Below are 17093 nucleotides of genomic sequence, written 5' to 3'. Positions count from 1 at the left end.
GGCGGTACGAATGCACCATGCGGATTGGTGCATCCGCATCTACCTCGCGCGGCGCCCGCTTGCGATCCTGTCCACTCGGCGGTGCGACGGAGGGCGCCGCATCGCCGGCTCTCCCTCAAACCATCGCAGGAGATGACCATGGACAGGAATCGCATCGAAGGCAAGCTCAAACAGGTCAGGGGTTCGGTCAAGGAAGCACTCGGCAAGGTGACGGGCGACCGCGAGACCGAAGCGGAAGGTGTGGCCGAACAGCAGGCCGGCAAGCTTCAGGAGAAGGCCGGCGAGGCGGCCGATGCGGTGCGTAACCAGACGGGCACCGATCGGCACTGACCGATGACGCGGCGCCCGCAAGGGGCGTTGCGAAGGCCGGCCGGGCCGCCCTCGCAACGATGATGCGTTGCCGGCATGACCACGGTCGGCCTTGACCCGGCGGCGCGGCCGCTGTCTCCTGCCGCAGACTTCCATCCCGGCTCACCGTCATACGGGCCGCGGATCGGCCATGACCACGGAACTTGATGACCAAATCTCACAACATAGTTCCGATATTTCGTTTGCTGCACGGGTATTGGCTACCCACAATCCATTCACCTCTTTCGCGATGAAAGGTTCTTCGGAGACGGAACCGCGGTGATCGGCCAGCCGGTCGGGCGCATGGCGCCTCGGCGGCGCACGCCATCGCCGGCGCGCAGGAGGTTGCCGACGGGCGCCGATCGCGCGTTGCATCCCGACCCCCAGAAGAAGGACAGCCATGACGTTCCGCATTCGTTCGCTTTCCGGCGTCGCACTGACCGCCGCGCTTCTCGCGTTCCAGACGGGCGCGGCCCATGCGCAGGAGACGATCGTCAAGGTCGGCGTGGCCGGCCCGCTGACGGGCGGCGGCGCCGCTTACGGGAAAGACATCGAGAACGGCGTGCGCATGGCGGTCGACGAAGCGAATGCCGCTCGCACGATGGTCGGCGGCAAGCCGGTGAAATTCGTCATCGCGTCGCAGGACGACCAGAGTGATCCGCGCACCGGCGTGCAGGCCGCGCAGCAACTCGCCGACGCACAGGTGGCCGTCGTGATCGGCCACTTCAATTCGGGCACGACGCTGCCCGCGTCGAAGATCTACGCGAAGGCCGGCATTCCGATGATCACGCCGTCGGCGACCAATCCCGACATCACGCGCGCCGGGCTCGGCACCGTGTATCGCGTGATCGCGACCGATACGCAAAACGCGGGCAACGCCGGTGCGTACGCCGCGAGCGTGACGAAGGCGAAGCGCATCGCGATCATCGACGATCGCACCGCGTTCGGCCAGGGCGAAGCCGACGAATTCGAGAAGGCCGTGAAGGCGAACGGCGGCACGATCGTCACGCGCGAATTCACGAACGACAAGGCCGTCGACTTCAGCGCGCAGCTCACGAAGATCAAGAGCACCAACGCCGATCTCGTGTTCTTCGGCGGGCTCGACGCACAGGCCGCGATGCTCGTGAAGCGCATGCGCCAGCTCGGCATCCGCGCGCAGTTCCTCGCGGGCGGCGGCGTGATGAACGCGAACTTCATCAAGCTGGCCGGCAATGCGGCCGAAGGCGCGTCGGTGTGGGAATACGGGCAGCCGCTGTCGCGTCTCGCGAAGGGCAAGCTGTTCGAAACGAAATTCAAGCAGAAGTACGGCGTCGACATGCTCGCGTATGCGCCGTTCGCGTACGACGCGACGTGGATCGCGATCAACGCGATGCAGAAGGCGAACTCGACGAAGCCGGCCGATTTCAACGGCGCGCTGAAGGGCACGCGCTACGACGGCATCACGGGCACCATCGCGTTCACGAACACGGGCGACCTGAAGAACCCGAGCTCGACGCTGTATGAAGTGAAGAACGCCGCGTGGCAGCCCGTCACGACCCAGTCGGCGGACTGAACGCAACCCGCGCGCGGGCTTTCGCGGCGATGCCGGACGTGCTGAAATAGCCGAAGCGATCGTTCACGAAGCCTGCCTGCGGCACGCCGCGCGAGTCGCGGCGCGAATCACCCACAGGCCCTGAGCCTTTTACGTGCAACCGGAGTCAGTCGTGAGTTCTCAAGTCGTCATCGTCGGCGGTGGTGTGATCGGCAGCTCGATCGCTTATTTCCTGCGCGCCACCGATCCCACGGTCGCCGTGACCGTCATCGAGCGCGACCCCACCTATGCCAGATCGTCGTCGGCGCTGTCGGCCGCGTCGATTCGCCAGCAGTTCTCCACGCCGCTGTCGATCGAGATGTCGCTGTTCGGCATCGAGTTCCTGCGCACGATCGGCGAGCGGCTCGAAGTGGACGGCAACCGGCCGTCGATCGATCTGCACGAAGGCGGTTACCTGTTCCTCGCGACGCCGGCCGGCGACGCGACGCTGCGCGAGAACCATGCGCTGCAGACGCGCCTCGGCGCCGATATCCGGCTGATGGACGGCGACGCGCTGCGCGCGAAGTTTCCGTGGCTGAACGTCGACGATCTCGTGTCGGGCGCGTACGGCGTGAGCGGCGAAGGCTGGTTCGACGGCTACGGGCTCGTGCAGGCGCTGCGCAAGAAGGCGCAGGCGCTCGGCGCGCGCTACGTGCCGGCCGACGTGAAGGACGTGGTGCGCGACGGCCGCAGGATCACGCATGTCGTGACGGGCGACGGTGAACGCTATGCGTGCGACACGCTCGTCAACGCGGCCGGCGCATGGACGCGCACGCTGTCGTCGATGATGGGCATCGACATTCCCGTGTATGCGCGGCGGCGCAGCATCTTCAACGTATCGTCGCCGGCGAAGCTCGCCGATTGCCCGCTGCTGATCGATCCGACCGGCGTGTATTTCCGGCCGGAAGGGCGCACGTATATCTGCGGCACGTCGCCGAGCCCGGATCGCGACCCGGACGACCTGCCGCTCGACGAAGTCGACCACGGCCTGTTCGACGACGTGATCTGGCCGACGCTCGCGCACCGCGTGCCGGAATTCGAGGCGCTGCGCGTCGAGAATTGCTGGTCCGGTTACTACGAGTACAACGTGTTCGATCACAACGCGATCATCGGCTACCACCCCGAACTCGACAACGTCGTGTTCGCGAACGGCTACAGCGGCCACGGGCTGCAGCAAGGGCCGGCGACGGGGCGGGGCGTCAGCGAACTCATTCTGGGCGGGCGTTACGACACGCTCGACCTGTCGTCGCTCGGCTGGGCGCGCGTGCTCGAAAACCGGCCGATCGTCGAAAAGAACGTCGTGTAGCGCGGCGTGACCGCCCGGTATGGGGTGGGCGGAATTCTCCTAGTGTCTCAAACCCGTTGGCCCGACTGTGTCGGGCCTTTTTTCGTGGCGTGCATCAGCCGACGCCATAGACGGCATCGCGCAGATCGAGCGTGTACTGCCCGTTCATCCCTTCGTAGAGCGTGTTCGTCAGCGACACGACGGTGAGCCCGCGTGCGCGGTCGACGAACCACGAATGACCGTAGACGCCGCCCCAGCGCCACGTGCCGACGGATTCCGGCGACGCGGCCGCCTGCGGGTCGCGCAACACCGAGAAGCCGATCCCGAAGCCCGCGCCGGGCAGGTCCGGCAATTCCAAATCGCCGGTCTGTACGCGGCCCATCTCGTCGACCAGCTCAGTCGGCAGGATCGTGCCGCCGCCCGCGCGCAGCGTGTCCAGCACCGTCAGCACGTCGCCCGCGGTGCCGACCATCCCGGCGCCGCCCGACGGGAACGCGTGTGCATTCAGCGCGCGCGACGGCGAGTACGTGACGCCGACGAAGCCTTCGTCGATGGGCACCGTCTCGTTCTCGGCGAGCCGGTGCGGCTGCGGCGTGTCGTTCACGTACGGCGTGGCGAGCCGCGCCGGATCGCGTGCGACGAACCCAGTGTCGCGCGCACCGAGCGGGCGCAGCACGAGCGCATCGATCGCATCGGCGAGCGGCACGCCGCAGACGGCCTCGATCAGCGCACCGATGACGTCGATCGACAGCGAATAATTCCAGCTCGTGCCGGGCGCGAACAGCAGCCGCACGCTCGCGATCCGGCGCAGGTTTTCGGCGAGCGTGATCGATGCGCCATCCAGCCCGTCGGAGACACCCGCACGCGCATAGGGGCCGTTCGCGTCGGTTTCGTTGAAACGATAGTCGAGGCCGGCGGTATGCACGAGCAACTGGCGCACCGTGATCGTCGGCACGCGGCCGTCGGGCAGCGCCGGACGGAAGTCGGGCAGCCAGCGCGCGATGTCTTCGTCGAGCGACAGCTTGCGTTGCGCGACGAGCGCCATCGCGGCCGCCGACACGATCGGCTTCGTCACCGATGCGAGCCGGAACAGCGTGTCCTCGCGCATCGGCGTACGCGATTCGCGATCCGCGAACCCGGCCGCGCGGCGATAGACGAGCTCGCCGTCGCGGGCGACGAGGACGACCGCGCCGACCAGCCGCTGCGTGTCGAGCTGGCGGGACAGGACCGTGTCGATGCGCTCGGCGAGCGCCGGATCGGTGGACGACTGCTGTGACGATGCGGGAGAGGAGGTCATCGAAGTTTCCGTCGTGAAGGGCCTGGTCGACATGTTATGAGGCGGTTGCCGCACGCGTCGTTAATCCTTACTCCGAACAGGGCGATGGGCGCGGCATGGGCCGGCATGGGCGAACACCGACCCCGGCGGCCGACAAAATAGGCGCCAATCGTCCGGCGGCGTTCGTTAGAATCTGCTTTCGTCGAGGAAATGACGCATTTGCATGGTGCAGAGCAGTATCGAATCGAAGACGCTGCTTGTCCTGATTCCATCGTTCATCTTTCACCGGAGGCGAGCATGCCAGGTTTACTTCCCGATGTTGACCGCGAGGGGCTCCTCGAATATTCGGTGGTGTACACCGATCGCTCGGTCAACCATATGTCGCAGCGCTTCCAGGGTGTCATGCGCGACATCTCCGCCACGCTGAAAAAAGTCTACAACGCGAAATCGGTCGCGATCGTCCCGGGCAGCGGGACGTTCGGCATGGAAGCCGTGGCGCGACAGTTCGCGACGAACGAGAAGTGCCTCGTGATCCGCAACGGCTGGTTCAGCTTTCGCTGGTCGCAGATCTTCGACATGGGCAGCATTCCGTCCGAGACGACGGTGCTGAAGGCGCGCCCGGTGGAAGCGGGCAGGCAAGCGGCCTATGCGCCGGCGCCGATCGATGAAGTGGTCGCCGCGATCAAGGAAAACAAACCCGATCTCGTGTTCGCGCCGCACGTCGAAACCGCGTCCGGGATCATGCTGCCCGATGCGTACCTGCGCGCGGTGGCCGATGCCGTGCATGCGGTCGGCGGCATGTTCGTGCTGGATTGCATCGCGTCCGGCACCGTGTGGGTCGACATGCAGGCGAGCGGCGTCGATATCCTGATCAGTGCGCCGCAAAAGGGCTGGAGCGCGTCGCCGTGTTGCGCGATGGTCATGTTGAGCCCGCTCGCACGCGAGCGTATCGATGCGACGACCAGCACCAGCTTCGCGTGCGATCTGCGCAAGTGGCTGCAGATCATGGAAGCGTACGAGGGCGGCGGGTTCGCGTATCACGCGACGATGCCCACGGACAGCCTCACGACGCTGCGCGACGTGATGAAGGAAACCGACGCATACGGCTTCGACAAGGTGAAGGCGGAACAGCTCGAACTCGGCGAGCGCATTCGTGCGCTGCTGACGGAGAAGGGGTTCAGGAGCGTGGCCGCGAAAGGGTTCGAGGCGCCGGGTGTCGTGGTGAGCTACACGGACGATGACGGGATTCGCACCGGGAAGAAATTCGCCGATGTCGGTTTGCAGATCGCGGCGGGCGTGCCGTTGCAATGCGACGAGCGGGAGGACTTCAAGACGTTCCGGCTCGGGTTGTTCGGTCTCGACAAGCTGCATGATGTCGATGGCGCGGTGAAGCGGTTTGCCGATGCGTTGAACCGGATTGTTTGACGCGGTTTTGCGGAGTGGAGTGTTTGGGTGGCCGCCGCTCAACCGTTGAGCGGCGGCTTTTTAGTCGTTGAAAACGCAACCATTCTGGATCGTGACATGACCGAAGGCGCTCTAACGTTTGCCAGTCAGGCTGAATGGGAAAGCTGGTTGGGGCAGAACGGCGGCACGTCGACCGGAGCATGGCTGCGGCTCGCGAAAAAAGGCGCGGGGCAGCGAACCGTCAGCTATGAAGCGGCGGTGGAAAGCGCCCTCTGCCACGGCTGGATCGATGGCCAGAAGAAGGCCGAGAGCGAGCAATACTGGTTACAACGCTTTACCCCGCGCTCGGCGAAGAGCATCTGGTCCAAAATCAACAAGGACAAGGCCGAAGCGCTGATCGTCGCCGGCAGGATGCGCCGGGCCGGCCTGCGTGAAATCGAGAAGGCCAAACAAGACGGCCGTTGGGAGGCTGCCTATACGTCGGCCAGCAATGCGATCGTGCCGGACGACTTGCAGGCGGCTCTGGACGCCAATCCCAAAGCCGCGAAGTTTTTTGCGACGCTGAACAGCCGTAATCGCTATGCGATCCTGTTCCGGATACAGAACGCCAGGAAGCCTGAAACACGGGCACGCAAAATCGCGGAGTTCATCGACATGCTGAAGCGGGGCGAGACGTTTCATCCGTAGGGCTGTGCTGCCGGCGGCATGCCAGAAGAACCGCGCGGGACCGGGAACAGCTGAACGCGGACAGCTACCGCACCCAGTGACGGAAGCGTTCAATTTTTCGGCGCGCCGAGATCAGTTGTGTCGTGTGTGTGGATTCGGCCATGGAATATGGGCCTTGCGCGCGCCGCTTGGGATTGCAGTGTACGAATAAGAAATTCAATCCGGAGACGGAAGGGCCGAAGACTTGTTTGAACGAGGTCTCCAGGAGGGGCGTCGATCCTTGCGTCAGATGCGCTATGCAGTTGGGATTCTGATGTGACGGAATTGGCTTCATTGGCACGGTGTGGTCAGTTCACGTTGTGCGATTTTATGAATGACTTTGTTTATAAAAATAAAGCGCTCAAGGTATGGTTGGTCGTCGACTTGCATCTACCTGACGAAATTGACAGTTACATTTCATTTAAATGTTAATTTAAATTGATTTGCAGCTAAATCTGTCATTTCGATTAATGGAATAATCAGGAGGGGATGTGATTCATCGAATGCTGTTTGCCGGCGCGATTGTGCTTACAACGGCGATGCCTGCCCATGCGGGAAGTGCCACGGACGTCTCTCCCATCTGCACGACAGTCCGGACCGAACCAACCAGGGACTCGCTATTGAGCCGAAGCAGTTATTGCCAGAAAACGGTTCCGCTCGAATATGTCGCGAAGGACGATCAAAACAATGAAATCGGGCGAGTGGCTATCGACGCCTACGCGTATTCCGACAATCCATCGAATCAGCTCGCATGGCCATTGAAGTTCCGATTTCGCACACGCATCATTTCCGGCAATCCGGGCGGCCTGATGATCAAGCCTATCGTCGAATGCGGTTCGGATTGCACGGTTGCACCCAATGCCGGCGTACCGCTTGCCCTCGGCGGGCTGTCCAACGAAATATCGGTGATGGTCACGCCGAACATGGGATCCAGTAACCCGCTCAGGTTCAGTCCGACTCTCGAGTATCGGGTCGCGAAGTCGGGAGACTCGTTCGATAACGGTGCAAGCGTGAGTCCGTACGCAGGCGTGGGTTATATTCCCGACATTCGATGCGACGTCGCGCTCGTCAAGAGCAACTCGCAAGGATGCGTCTACGAGGACGCACCGGCGGTTCTCCGTACCATCGTCGCCACGAATCCCGACGTCGACGAATCGGCAATCCATATTCGCGAGGCGCAGGCGGCCGGCCGCCCCGGCAAGTTCGTGCCGAAGGGTGACGGCACGATTTTTCCTGATACCTGGGAGTCCAGGCCGCTGACACGCACGCGCGACGCAACGCTTCGGCGGGACAATCGGGATGCATCCAAGAAGCAATGCGTCGCGAAATACGGCTCGGTTAACGGCCAGTGCACGTTCACCGGCGATCCGGACGAAACGCCGACCGATTGCGATTGCGACGAGTATCCGTTTGCGTCGACCGAGCAGGGTGCATCAAGTGACCCGGAAGTATCGGTCAAACGTATCGATGCCAGCGATAATCGACGCGCGGGCGCTTTTCTCGGCAATTTCTATTTGAACCAGCGCGTGCTCGACCAAGAGAAATTCTACGTCGATGTCGGCTCTCAGCAGCCTGCGGCAAAACGTTGAGCCGCAGGGAAGGAAACGCGTGCCGTTGCCGCGGTTCGCGGGTATCTTCGGACCGCGGCACGAAAACATTCACCATATGAGCGATCACGAGAACTTCCCTTTCTGGCTTAACCAGCCCTATGAACGCTGTCGCCGCGTCGTGCCGGGCGCGATGCAATCCGAGACAGTGCCGATCGAGGATGCGCTGACGCGCGTGACGGCGGCCGATGTTTTCGCACCGGAGAATGTCCCGCCCGTTCCGCTCGCTGCGGTCGAAGGCTATGCATTGCGCGCATCCGATACCGTACATGCGACGCATGGTGCACCGGTCGAGCTCGATTTCGAGTTCAGTCGGCGCGCACTGGCTTCGTCGGCGGGCAGTCCGGCGGCTCGCGCAATCCACGCGCAGTGTGCGGTCGATGTCCCTCCGTATTTCCCGCTGCCGGAAAACGCCGACACCGTCGTCCCGAAAGGCGGTCTTGAAGTGACGCATCGCGACGCTCGGTCTTTCCTGCTGCTGCACGCGCCGTTATCCGCCGGGCAACACGTCATCGCTTCCGGCAGCGAATATCGACAAGGCAGCCTGCTCCTGCCCAAGGGCAGCCGGATAACGGCCGAATTGCAGATCGCGCTGACAGCGGCAGGCGTCCGCGATATCGAGGTGACGAAACGGCCGCGCATTGGCGTAGTGATCGTCGGGTATGAGCAGCGCGCTCCCGGCATCGCTCGCGAGCAATGGCAGCGGCCCGATACGAGCGGACCGTATATCCGTGCGGTACTGCAGCGCTGGGGATACAGGGTGTCGTCGATCGAGTACATCGAGCCGCCGGACATGACACTGCCGCCGCTCGAAGTGCAACAGAACGAGTACGCATTCCAGAAGAAGCTCGCCGAGTTCGCGCAACGTTACGACCTGATCGTCGGAGCCGGATTGCCTGCCACGCCGCCCTTCCGGGACATCGGACTGAATGCGCAACGAGTGTATTCGCGCGACGAGGCGACCGTCGAGATCAGACAAACACCGGCTGATCGTTTCAACTTCGGACGCAGTGACGATCGCTCGCCACCGAAGAAGACCACACTCCCGTTCACGCGGCCCGATGGTACGCAAAGCGGGATGACGGTCCTGACGAGCTACGATCAGGCCACGCTGATCAACCTGCCGGGCCACACGAGCGCAGTGGCGATGCTGATGCACGCGATCATGCCGCGTGTGCTCGATTTGCTCGAGCACGCCGCAACGCCCGGGCCGCATTGGGAAACCGGCATCATCGACCACAGCGTCGAGCGCGATGCCCAACTGAACGCGATGCGATGGGGTAACCTGCATCGTGGGGCCGACGGACACGTGGTCGTCCGCCTGCTTCCGCCCGAAGGCGACGGGTTGATCAGCGGTGTCGTGCATGCCGATGTGCTCGCCGCGATCCCGGCTGCGGAATATCCAATGGCTGCAGGTTCCTCCGTGCTGTTCCTGCGTCTCGATCGCGACCTTTCCAGCGAGCCGCCGCGCCAGACGGCGGCGACATCCGCCGAGGGAGCCTCACAATCGCCGCCAGCGGTTGAAACCCGTACGACAACCGTCGATATCGATGACGCACGCCCCATCGACCTTCGCGACACGTGGCAATGGCTCGACGCAGCATTCGCCGCCGATGCGTCACGCCTGCCTGGCGGACTCAACGGACCCGCGTCCGACGACGACATCGCTGCCTTACAGGTCGCGCTGGGTGCGACGCTGCCTGACGCACTCGTCGACAGTCTGCGGATTCACGATGGACAGGCGGCGTTGGGCGAGGCGTTTTCTGGAAGCGATGCGCTGCTGAGTGCCCGCGAGATCCTCGCGCAATGGCGCATCTGGAAAGGTCTCGTGGACGCTGGCGATTTCGGTGACATGACATCGGAACCGGATGCGGGCATCGCCGATGACTGGTACAACCTGAAATGGATTCCGTTTACGCATGACGGCAGCGGTAATCACTTGTGTGTCGACCTCGATCCCGCTGAGGGCGGCGTCGCCGGACAAGTGATTCGGGTCTGGCATGATGATGCGCGGCGCGAGCGTATCGCGAGGAGTTTTCCGGAGTGGCTTGCCGGTATCGCGTCGGCGCGACAATCAAGTTGAGTACCCGTGGAGCGTGTGGTCGTGCCATCTCGTCGATAATCGACGCGTGACGCGATGCGGCGAGATGGCGGCTCAGACTCAACGGAGAAACGAGCGATGGTTTCAAAGAACGTCCGCAGAGCGACGGCAGACGATGTCCCGGTGCTGACACAGATCCGGAACGATGCACATGCCAGAAAAGTCGCGCACGGCGACTACGTGTGGGGCAGGGATGGCGACGGCTTTTCCGAGCGGTGGGTGCGAAACCATGTCGCCGAGAAAGCCGTGTACGTCGTCGAACAGGATGGCGCGCTGGTCGGCACGTTCTCGCTCGACTTCGACGAGGACAGGCACTGGGGGCCGCAAGCGCCGATCGCCGGTTACGTGCATGGGCTTTGCGTGCGGCAAGGTTTCAACGGGCTCGGACTCGGCGGCTTCATGCTCGACTGGTGCGCTCATGAGGTGAGCCGCTTGAACCGGCGTTTGCTTCGACTCGACTGCGGCGCTGAAAACACGAAGCTCTGCGCTTACTACGAGTCGCTGGGCTTTGTCCGCGTCGGATTGAAAACGGACGGTATTGTCTGGTCCCTGTACGAAAAACCTGTCAGTTCGGCCAGCCGGTGATCGCGGCGGTCCGTCTGCAAACGCTGCAAGTGGGCCGCACGATTGACCATCGCGCGTTCGCGAACGTTCGACGTCACTCGACGCCGCGTCACCGTTGCCCTGCTACGCAGGCAACAGCCCCGCTTTACGATAATTGTCGATCAGCGCGTCATAGAGCGAGAGATCGGCGCGACTCCGCGCGATGAGCTGCGCGCCGGCGATGGCCGCGAAGATGGCCCGCGCCCGCTGTTTGCTCTCCCGGGCGCCGACCACGGCCGCCGCGGACAGAGCCTTGCTCAGCCACGCGACATTCACGTCGGCGAAGGCCAGGACTTCTTTCATCACGACTTCCGGCAGATCGTCGGTTTCGGCGGCCATGAAGCTGCAAAGGCACAGGCGGTTGCCGGTCTCGAGCGCCTTGCGGAAGGTATCCGGATAGCGACGCAGGCAATCCAGCGGATCGCGCGAGTTGGCCAGCATGTCGTCCAGCGCCGCCGCTGAATCCTCCCAATAACGCCTCGCTACCGCTGCGCCAAGATCGGCCTTGCTTTCGAAGTGGTGGTAGATGCTCGCGGCCTTGATCCCCACCTCGCTGGCGAGATCCCGATAGTTCAACCCGCCGTAGCCGTGCGTCTGCGCGAGCCTCGTGGCGGCCGCCAAGATTCTTTCTCTCGAGTTCGAGCTCGCGTCGTTCGCCACTGCTTCAGTCTCCGCGCACGGGAAAAGGGTGTTGACACCCCGGATTGTACCTTATATGGTTAACCTAACAAACGTTAGGTAGATTCATGGGCGACGTGTCTTTCACGTCGTCCCACCCCGTGGAACCGACTACGGAGCGCTCCCGCAATGACTTCCAGCAACGTCGATTTCGATGCAGCCCGACTGCCCCCGATGAAGATCCACGATTTCCCGACTGGGCCCTATCCGACCCGCGTGCGTATCGCGCTGGCCGAAAAAGGGCTGCAATCGCGCGTCGAGTTCGTGATGGTCGATCTTTACCAGGGCGAGCACAAAAAGCCCGAGTTCATCGCCGGCAAGAATTATTCGGGTACGTTGCCGGTGCTGGAGCTCGATGATGGCACCTGTATCGCCGAGTGCACGGCCATTACCGAATACCTCGACGCGCTCGATGGCGCGCCCACGCTCACCGGCAGCACGCCCCGCGAGAAGGGCATCATCCACATGATGAGCAAGCGCGCCGAGCTGGAGCTGCTCGATGCCATCAGCGTCTATTTCCATCACGGCACGCCGGGGCTGGGCCCCGACGTCGAGACGTATCAAAACCCGGAGTGGGGGTTCCGCCAACGCGACAAGGCACTGAGGGGCATGCGCTACTTCGATGCCGTTCTGCAAAGCCGGCCGTATGTCGCGGGCGAGGCGTTCTCGATGGCCGACATCACCGTTATCGGCGGTCTGATCTTTGCGATGCTCGTGAAGCTGGCGGTGCCCGAGGAGTGCGAGGCGCTTCGAGCCTGGTACGCGAGAATGCGCCAGCGCGAGAGCGTCAGGAACCAGCCGGTGTTTGCCAACCTGACTTGATCTGGCGCGGCCGCCGGCCGATAACGGGCAGGGGGTTCACGCAGCCCCTGCACGGCGCACATTGAACGGCGCGGGCGTGGCAGGCGATGCTTCGTTGTATGAAGTAATCGCTGTCATACGGCATGAAATCCTATTCCGTTGAGTCGGCCAGAGTGGCGGGCACCGTGGTCTGCACTGAGCCTCGGCCGCCGCCTCGCCCTACACCGATTCCGTCGCGCCGCCCGCCACCGGGCGCAGATGGTGGCGCAACAGCGGCGCGGTGACCGCGGTGGTGAACAGCGCGAAGATCACCAGCATCGTGTAGACGTTCTGCGGCAGGATGCGCAGTTGCAGCCCGATCGACAGGAAGACCAGTTCCATCAGGCCGCGCGCGTTCATCAGCGTGGCGATCACCGTCGCGTCGCCGCTCGTGTGCCCCGTCAGTCGCGCGCCGGCGAACACGCCCAGGTATTTCCCCGCGAAGCCGACCACGATGAAGGCCAGCAGCCAGAGCCATTGCGCATGGGCGGTGACGTCGAAGAACTGCAGGTTCAGGCCCGCGCAGGCGAAGAAGATCGGCATCAGGATGGTATGCAGGAAGCCGCCCAGCAGGCGGTCGAACTGCTCGCGCACGCTCGGTACGTCGCGCAGCAGCATGCCGATCAGCAGCGCGCCGAACGCGCTATGGAAGCCGAGCTGCGAGGTGATCCATCCCGACACCAGCACCGAGGCGACCAGGATCGCCACCGTGTCGCGCGACCAGCCCTGCGCAAGCGAGCGCCCGACCACGCGCAGCAGCACACCCTTGGCCGCGATCACGAGCAGCGCCACGTAGGCGACGAGCAGCACGACGTTCACGCCGAGGGTGCGCCATCCGGCGGCGTTGTGCGACAGGCAGACGAGCAGCGAGAGCGCGCCCCAGCCGAGCAGGTCGCCGACCATCGCCGCCGACAGCGCCGACGCGGCGCCGGCATGCCGCGTGAGATTCAGGTCGGTCACGATGCGCGCCATCACCGGCACGGCCGATACCGACAGCGCCACGCCGCAGAACAACACGAACGGCCAGAACGGCTGCTGCGGCGCCAGGACGTCGTGGGCGAGCCAGCCCACCATCAGCCCCCCGCCGAACGGCAGCAGCATGCCCGGCACGGCGATCAGCACCGGGCCGAGCAGCGCGCGTTGCGCCGGCAGGCGCACGTCGAGACCGATCTCGAACATCAGCAACGCGAGGCCGATCTCGCCGATGCGACTGATCGCCGAGGTGTTGTCGGGCGTGAACAGCTCGTGATAGAGCGACGGCGTGACGACGCCGAGCGCGAGCGGGCCGAGCAGGATGCCGCCGGCGATCTCGCCGATCACCTTGCATTGCCCGAGCCGCTCCGCGATCGCACCGCAGCCGTTACAGACCAGAACGACGAGCGCCACTTGTATCAGCCACATCACGTGTTCCTTGAGCAAGAAGGGAAAAAATCGTTTCGCGACCGTGCGGCCCCGCGGGGCGCGCGGCAGTGGGTTCAGTCGAGCAGCGCTTCCGAATCGACGCTGTCGAAGATGATTTCGCGCACCAGTTCGCTGGCGCCGGCGGCGATCGTGCCGGCGGTCGCGTCGCGATAGAGCCGCGCGACATCGGATTCCGACAGGTAGCCGCGCGCGCCGTGAAATTGCGCGCACAGATGCGCCGCTCGCTTCGCCAGCTCGGTGCTGCGCAGCTTCAGGATCGACGCGTCGCCGCTGCCGAGCCTGCCGCCCACGTATTGCTGCACCAACTGATAAGCGAAATGACGCAGCAGCCGCAATTCGGCGATCAATTCGACCAGTTCGTGACGGATCGTCTGGTTCGCGCTCAGCGGGGCGCCGCGCACCACGCGCTGGCGCACGAAGCGATTCATCAGCCGGATGCTGCATCCCGCGCCGCCGAGCGCGAGCATGCCTGCCACCATGCGCTCGAAGTCGAGGCATCGCATCAGGCAGGTGAACGCCTTGTCGGGCTTGCCGAGCGTGTTCTCGCGCGGCACCGCGACGTCCTCGAAGCGGATGTCGCAGACGTCGGCGCTGCGCCAGCCCAGCAGGTTCAGCGGCGTGCGCGTGACGCCGGGCGCCTCGGCATCAACGACCAGCAGGCTGCAACCGCCCAGTGCGTGGCGCTGCGCGTTGCTGCGGACCAGCGCGACGATTAGCGTGGCCTGCGAGCCGTTCGAGACGAAACGTTTCGTGCCGTTCACGCGCCAGCCGTCGCCGCTCGCCGCGGCGCTGCATTGCAGGTCGCTCAGGTCGCTGCCGGCCTGATCCTCGGTGATGGCGAGCGCCGCCACGGCCGTGCCGTCGCGCATCCTCGCCAGATAGCGCTCGCGCTGTGCGTCGTTGCCGAACCAGGCGAGGTAGGACGCCGCCATGAACGCATGCACGCCGATCGCGGCGCGCACGCCCGCATATCCGAGGCGTCCCAGCTCCTCCAGGAACACCGCGCTGCGCACGAAGCCTTCGCCCGCCAGCGGCAGGTCCAGCCAGCCCTCGGCGGCCAGCGCCGGCCAGATGGCGCGCGGAAGATGGCCGCGCGCCTCGGCGCCCTCGGCTTCGGGCAGCAGGCAGGCCTGCAGGCGCTCGCGCAGCTCGGCCGCGAGGCCGCGATACGACTCGTCCGGATAGGGACTGGACATGGGTAGCCTCGTTACTTCACCGAGACCACGCGATGCGCGGGCAGCACGTCGGTGAAGCGGCCGGTGATCTTGAACACCGCGCTCGGCGTACCGGCCGCCGCCCACAGTTCGTCGAACTGGAGCAGGTCCTCGTCCACCAGCAGCGCAACTTCCTCCCGGTGGCCGAACGGCGGCACGCCGCCAATCGCGAAGCCGGTGGTTTCCTTGACGAAGTCGGCATCGCCCTTGACGATCTGCGCGCCGATCAATTCGGAAATCGCCGCCTCGTTCACGCGGTTCGGCCCGCTGGCGAGCACCACCACCGGCCGGTTGCCGGCCAGCGAGCGAAATACCAGCGACTTGACGATCTGCGCCTTCTGGCAGCCGAGCGTGCGCGCGGCGTCGTCGGCGGTGCGCGTGGAGGCGGGCAGTTCGAGGACTTCCATCTGCAGGCCGCGATCCGCCAGCAGATCCTGGAAATATTGGGCGCGTTTGCTCAGGCTCATGCTTGTCACTCCAGTGTCTGTTTCAGATGTCGATGATCGATCTTGCCGTTGGCCGAGATCGGCAGTTCGTCGCAAAGATGGATTTGTGCCGGCACCATGTACGCGGGCAGGACTTCGGCCAGCGCAGCCCGAATCTGCTCGACCCCGCTGGCTTCGCTCTTGGGCACGACGAACGCCACCAGCCGCTTCTCGATGCCGTTGTCATGCACGGTCACATAGCTGCGCCGCACTTCGGGCCGGTTCTGCAGATGGAACGCGATCTCGCCGAATTCGATCCGGAAGCCGTTGATCTTGACCTGGTCGTCCAGGCGCCCCTTGAACACCAGCACGCCGTCCTCGCGCAGGTAGCCGATATCGCCGGTGTGATAGAGCCGCTCGCGTCGCCCCGCGATCTCGTATTCGACGAAGCGCTCGCGGGTGATCTCCGGCATGCCGAGGTAGCCGGGTGTCAGGCCCGGCCCCGCGACGCAGATCTCGCCGGGCTCGCCGGCGCGGCACAGCGCACCCTGGTCGACGACATAGAGGCGCGTGTTCTGGATCGGCAGGCCGATCGGCAGCATGGTTTCGTCGGGGCCGATCTCGCGCACCGGATACCAGGTCGTGAAGGTCGTGCATTCGGTCGGACCGTAGACGCTGACGATCCGGTCCGCGCCGTAGCGGCGCAGTGCCTCGTTCATGTGGCGCAGCGAGTGGGCCTCGCCGCCGGTCAGCACCGTCTCGACGCTCGCGAGCGTCGCCGGCGCTTCGTCGACGAGCGCGTTGAACAGCGCGGTGGTCAGGAACAGCAGGTTGATCCGGTGGCGCTCGATCAGGTCGCGCAGGCGCGACGCGCGCACGAAGCCGTCTTCGTAGACGACGCACGCGCCGCCATTGAGCAGCGGTCCCCAGATCTCGAAGGTCGCGGCATCGAACGTGACCGGCGCCATCTGCAGCACGCGGCTTTCCGTGTCGAGCCGCGCATAACGCGCGCCGAAGACCAGCCGCGCGACGCTTCGATGCTCGATCGGCACACCCTTGGGCTGGCCGGTGGAGCCCGACGTGAAGTTGATGTAGGCGATCGAGGCCGCCGTCGCACGCCCGTGGGGCGCTTCGCGTCGGCCTTCCTCGCGGAGCGCGTCGACCGACACCGGCAGCGCGCGGCACGCGCCGAGCGCCGCGGGCGCCGGGCCGGCCGCGCCGTACAACGCATGGCGGCAGCCGGTCTGCTCGAGCAGGTGCGCGATGCGCTGGGCGGGCCAGGCCGCGTCGAGCGGCAGGTAGGCCGCGCCGGCCTTGACGATCGCCAGCAAGGCGGCCACCAGATCCACGCCGCGCGGCAGAACCAGCGCGACCACGTCGCCGGGGCGCACGCCCTCGTCGATCAGGCGCCAGGCCAGCGCATTGGCGCAGTCGTCCAGCTCACGATAGGTGCAGGTGCGGCTCGCCGTGATCACGGCTGCCGCGTCCGGCCGGCGCGCCACAACGCGGTCGAACAACTCGCCGATGCTCGCATCGTCAGGGTACGGCACGGACGTCTGGTTGATCCGCTCGTGAAGCGACCATGCGGCTTCATCGCAGCGAAGCGATTTCATCG

At 64.8% G+C, this 17093-nt stretch carries 15 protein-coding genes; 9 read left to right on the top strand and 6 right to left on the bottom strand.

Features of this window, described 5'->3' with window-relative positions; all coding sequences use genetic code 11:
- Window positions 1-138: 138 nt before the first annotated feature.
- From JMF86_RS25230 to JMF86_RS25220, 3 genes are all read left to right on the top strand, one after another.
- Window positions 139-330: a CsbD family protein gene (locus JMF86_RS25230; RefSeq protein ID WP_011694517.1), complete on the top strand. Its 192-nt coding sequence runs from the start codon at window positions 139-141 to the stop codon at window positions 328-330.
- 418 nt (window positions 331-748) lie between these two features.
- On the top strand, window positions 749-1900 hold the full coding sequence (locus JMF86_RS25225; protein WP_011694518.1) for a branched-chain amino acid ABC transporter substrate-binding protein: 1152 nt from the start codon (window positions 749-751) through the stop codon (window positions 1898-1900).
- 151 nt (window positions 1901-2051) lie between these two features.
- Complete coding sequence (locus JMF86_RS25220) at window positions 2052-3224, top strand: FAD-binding oxidoreductase (RefSeq protein WP_011694519.1); 1173 nt, start codon at window positions 2052-2054, stop codon at window positions 3222-3224.
- Between the two features lie 94 nt (window positions 3225-3318).
- Here JMF86_RS25220 and JMF86_RS25215 read toward each other — a convergent pair whose 3' ends face one another.
- Window positions 3319-4500 (bottom strand): serine hydrolase, encoded by a 1182-nt coding sequence (locus JMF86_RS25215; protein ID WP_050809578.1) that lies wholly within the window; start codon window positions 4498-4500, stop codon window positions 3319-3321.
- A gap of 276 nt (window positions 4501-4776) precedes the next feature.
- Between JMF86_RS25215 and JMF86_RS25210 the strand changes: the two genes are divergently transcribed.
- The 5 genes from JMF86_RS25210 (at window position 4777) to JMF86_RS25190 (ending at window position 10881) form a co-directional block, all read left to right on the top strand.
- The gene (locus tag JMF86_RS25210; protein WP_011694521.1) at window positions 4777-5904 is read left to right on the top strand and encodes an aminotransferase class V-fold PLP-dependent enzyme; all 1128 of its coding nucleotides are present in this window, start codon (window positions 4777-4779) and stop codon (window positions 5902-5904) included.
- 96 nt (window positions 5905-6000) lie between these two features.
- Window positions 6001-6570, top strand: coding sequence for a YdeI family protein (locus tag JMF86_RS25205; RefSeq protein ID WP_041489661.1), 570 nt, complete (start codon window positions 6001-6003; stop codon window positions 6568-6570).
- A 509-nt stretch (window positions 6571-7079) separates the two neighbouring features.
- Complete coding sequence (locus tag JMF86_RS25200) at window positions 7080-8177, top strand: NucA/NucB deoxyribonuclease domain-containing protein (RefSeq protein WP_227745915.1); 1098 nt, start codon at window positions 7080-7082, stop codon at window positions 8175-8177.
- Window positions 8143-10278, top strand: coding sequence for an SMI1/KNR4 family protein (locus tag JMF86_RS25195; protein ID WP_227745916.1), 2136 nt, complete (start codon window positions 8143-8145; stop codon window positions 10276-10278). Before JMF86_RS25200 ends, JMF86_RS25195 begins: the two co-directional genes overlap by 35 nt.
- Before the next feature lie 96 nt (window positions 10279-10374).
- Entirely contained in the window at window positions 10375-10881 is a 507-nt protein-coding gene (locus tag JMF86_RS25190; protein WP_011694525.1) for a GNAT family N-acetyltransferase, read from the top strand.
- Between the two features lie 102 nt (window positions 10882-10983).
- Here the strand turns inward: JMF86_RS25190 and JMF86_RS25185 are convergent, their stop codons facing one another.
- Window positions 10984-11559: a TetR/AcrR family transcriptional regulator gene (locus JMF86_RS25185; protein ID WP_011694526.1), complete on the bottom strand. Its 576-nt coding sequence runs from the start codon at window positions 11557-11559 to the stop codon at window positions 10984-10986.
- 147 nt (window positions 11560-11706) lie between these two features.
- Between JMF86_RS25185 and JMF86_RS25180 the strand changes: the two genes are divergently transcribed.
- On the top strand, window positions 11707-12399 hold the full coding sequence (locus tag JMF86_RS25180) for a glutathione S-transferase (protein ID WP_011694527.1): 693 nt from the start codon (window positions 11707-11709) through the stop codon (window positions 12397-12399).
- Window positions 12400-12597: 198 nt separating this feature from the next.
- On the opposite strand, the gene JMF86_RS25175 is transcribed toward JMF86_RS25180, so the two are convergent.
- From JMF86_RS25175 to JMF86_RS25160, 4 genes are all read right to left on the bottom strand, one after another.
- Window positions 12598-13818, bottom strand: a complete 1221-nt coding sequence (locus tag JMF86_RS25175; RefSeq protein WP_011694528.1) for a cation:proton antiporter — start codon at window positions 13816-13818, stop codon at window positions 12598-12600.
- Window positions 13819-13892: 74 nt separating this feature from the next.
- Window positions 13893-15035, bottom strand: a complete 1143-nt coding sequence (locus JMF86_RS25170) for an acyl-CoA dehydrogenase family protein (protein WP_011694529.1) — start codon at window positions 15033-15035, stop codon at window positions 13893-13895.
- 11 nt (window positions 15036-15046) lie between these two features.
- Entirely contained in the window at window positions 15047-15520 is a 474-nt protein-coding gene (locus JMF86_RS25165; RefSeq protein ID WP_011694530.1) for a YbaK/EbsC family protein, read from the bottom strand.
- A 5-nt stretch (window positions 15521-15525) separates the two neighbouring features.
- Window positions 15526-17091, bottom strand: a complete 1566-nt coding sequence (locus JMF86_RS25160; protein ID WP_011694531.1) for an amino acid adenylation domain-containing protein — start codon at window positions 17089-17091, stop codon at window positions 15526-15528.
- Window positions 17092-17093: the final 2 nt, after the last annotated feature.

Origin of the sequence: Burkholderia sp. E168m15 (assembly GCF_016586105.1) — a bacterium.
GTDB lineage: Bacteria > Pseudomonadota > Gammaproteobacteria > Burkholderiales > Burkholderiaceae > Burkholderia > Burkholderia orbicola.
Note: the sequence above shows the minus strand (reverse complement) of the source record. Positions and strands in the feature narration are given on the sequence as shown.

Coding starts and splice junctions, on each gene's coding strand:
- JMF86_RS25230 (WP_011694517.1), top strand. CDS start 139: ATGGACAGGAATCGCATCGAAGGCAAGCTCAAACAGGTCAGGGGTTCG.
- JMF86_RS25225 (WP_011694518.1), top strand. CDS start 749: ATGACGTTCCGCATTCGTTCGCTTTCCGGCGTCGCACTGACCGCCGCG.
- JMF86_RS25215 (WP_050809578.1), bottom strand. CDS start 4,500: ATGACCTCCTCTCCCGCATCGTCACAGCAGTCGTCCACCGATCCGGCG.
- JMF86_RS25210 (WP_011694521.1), top strand. CDS start 4,777: ATGCCAGGTTTACTTCCCGATGTTGACCGCGAGGGGCTCCTCGAATAT.
- JMF86_RS25205 (WP_041489661.1), top strand. CDS start 6,001: ATGACCGAAGGCGCTCTAACGTTTGCCAGTCAGGCTGAATGGGAAAGC.
- JMF86_RS25195 (WP_227745916.1), top strand. CDS start 8,143: ATGTCGGCTCTCAGCAGCCTGCGGCAAAACGTTGAGCCGCAGGGAAGG.
- JMF86_RS25190 (WP_011694525.1), top strand. CDS start 10,375: ATGGTTTCAAAGAACGTCCGCAGAGCGACGGCAGACGATGTCCCGGTG.
- JMF86_RS25180 (WP_011694527.1), top strand. CDS start 11,707: ATGACTTCCAGCAACGTCGATTTCGATGCAGCCCGACTGCCCCCGATG.
- JMF86_RS25175 (WP_011694528.1), bottom strand. CDS start 13,818: ATGTGGCTGATACAAGTGGCGCTCGTCGTTCTGGTCTGTAACGGCTGC.
- JMF86_RS25170 (WP_011694529.1), bottom strand. CDS start 15,035: ATGTCCAGTCCCTATCCGGACGAGTCGTATCGCGGCCTCGCGGCCGAG.
- JMF86_RS25165 (WP_011694530.1), bottom strand. CDS start 15,520: ATGAGCCTGAGCAAACGCGCCCAATATTTCCAGGATCTGCTGGCGGAT.
- JMF86_RS25160 (WP_011694531.1), bottom strand. CDS start 17,091: ATGAAATCGCTTCGCTGCGATGAAGCCGCATGGTCGCTTCACGAGCGG.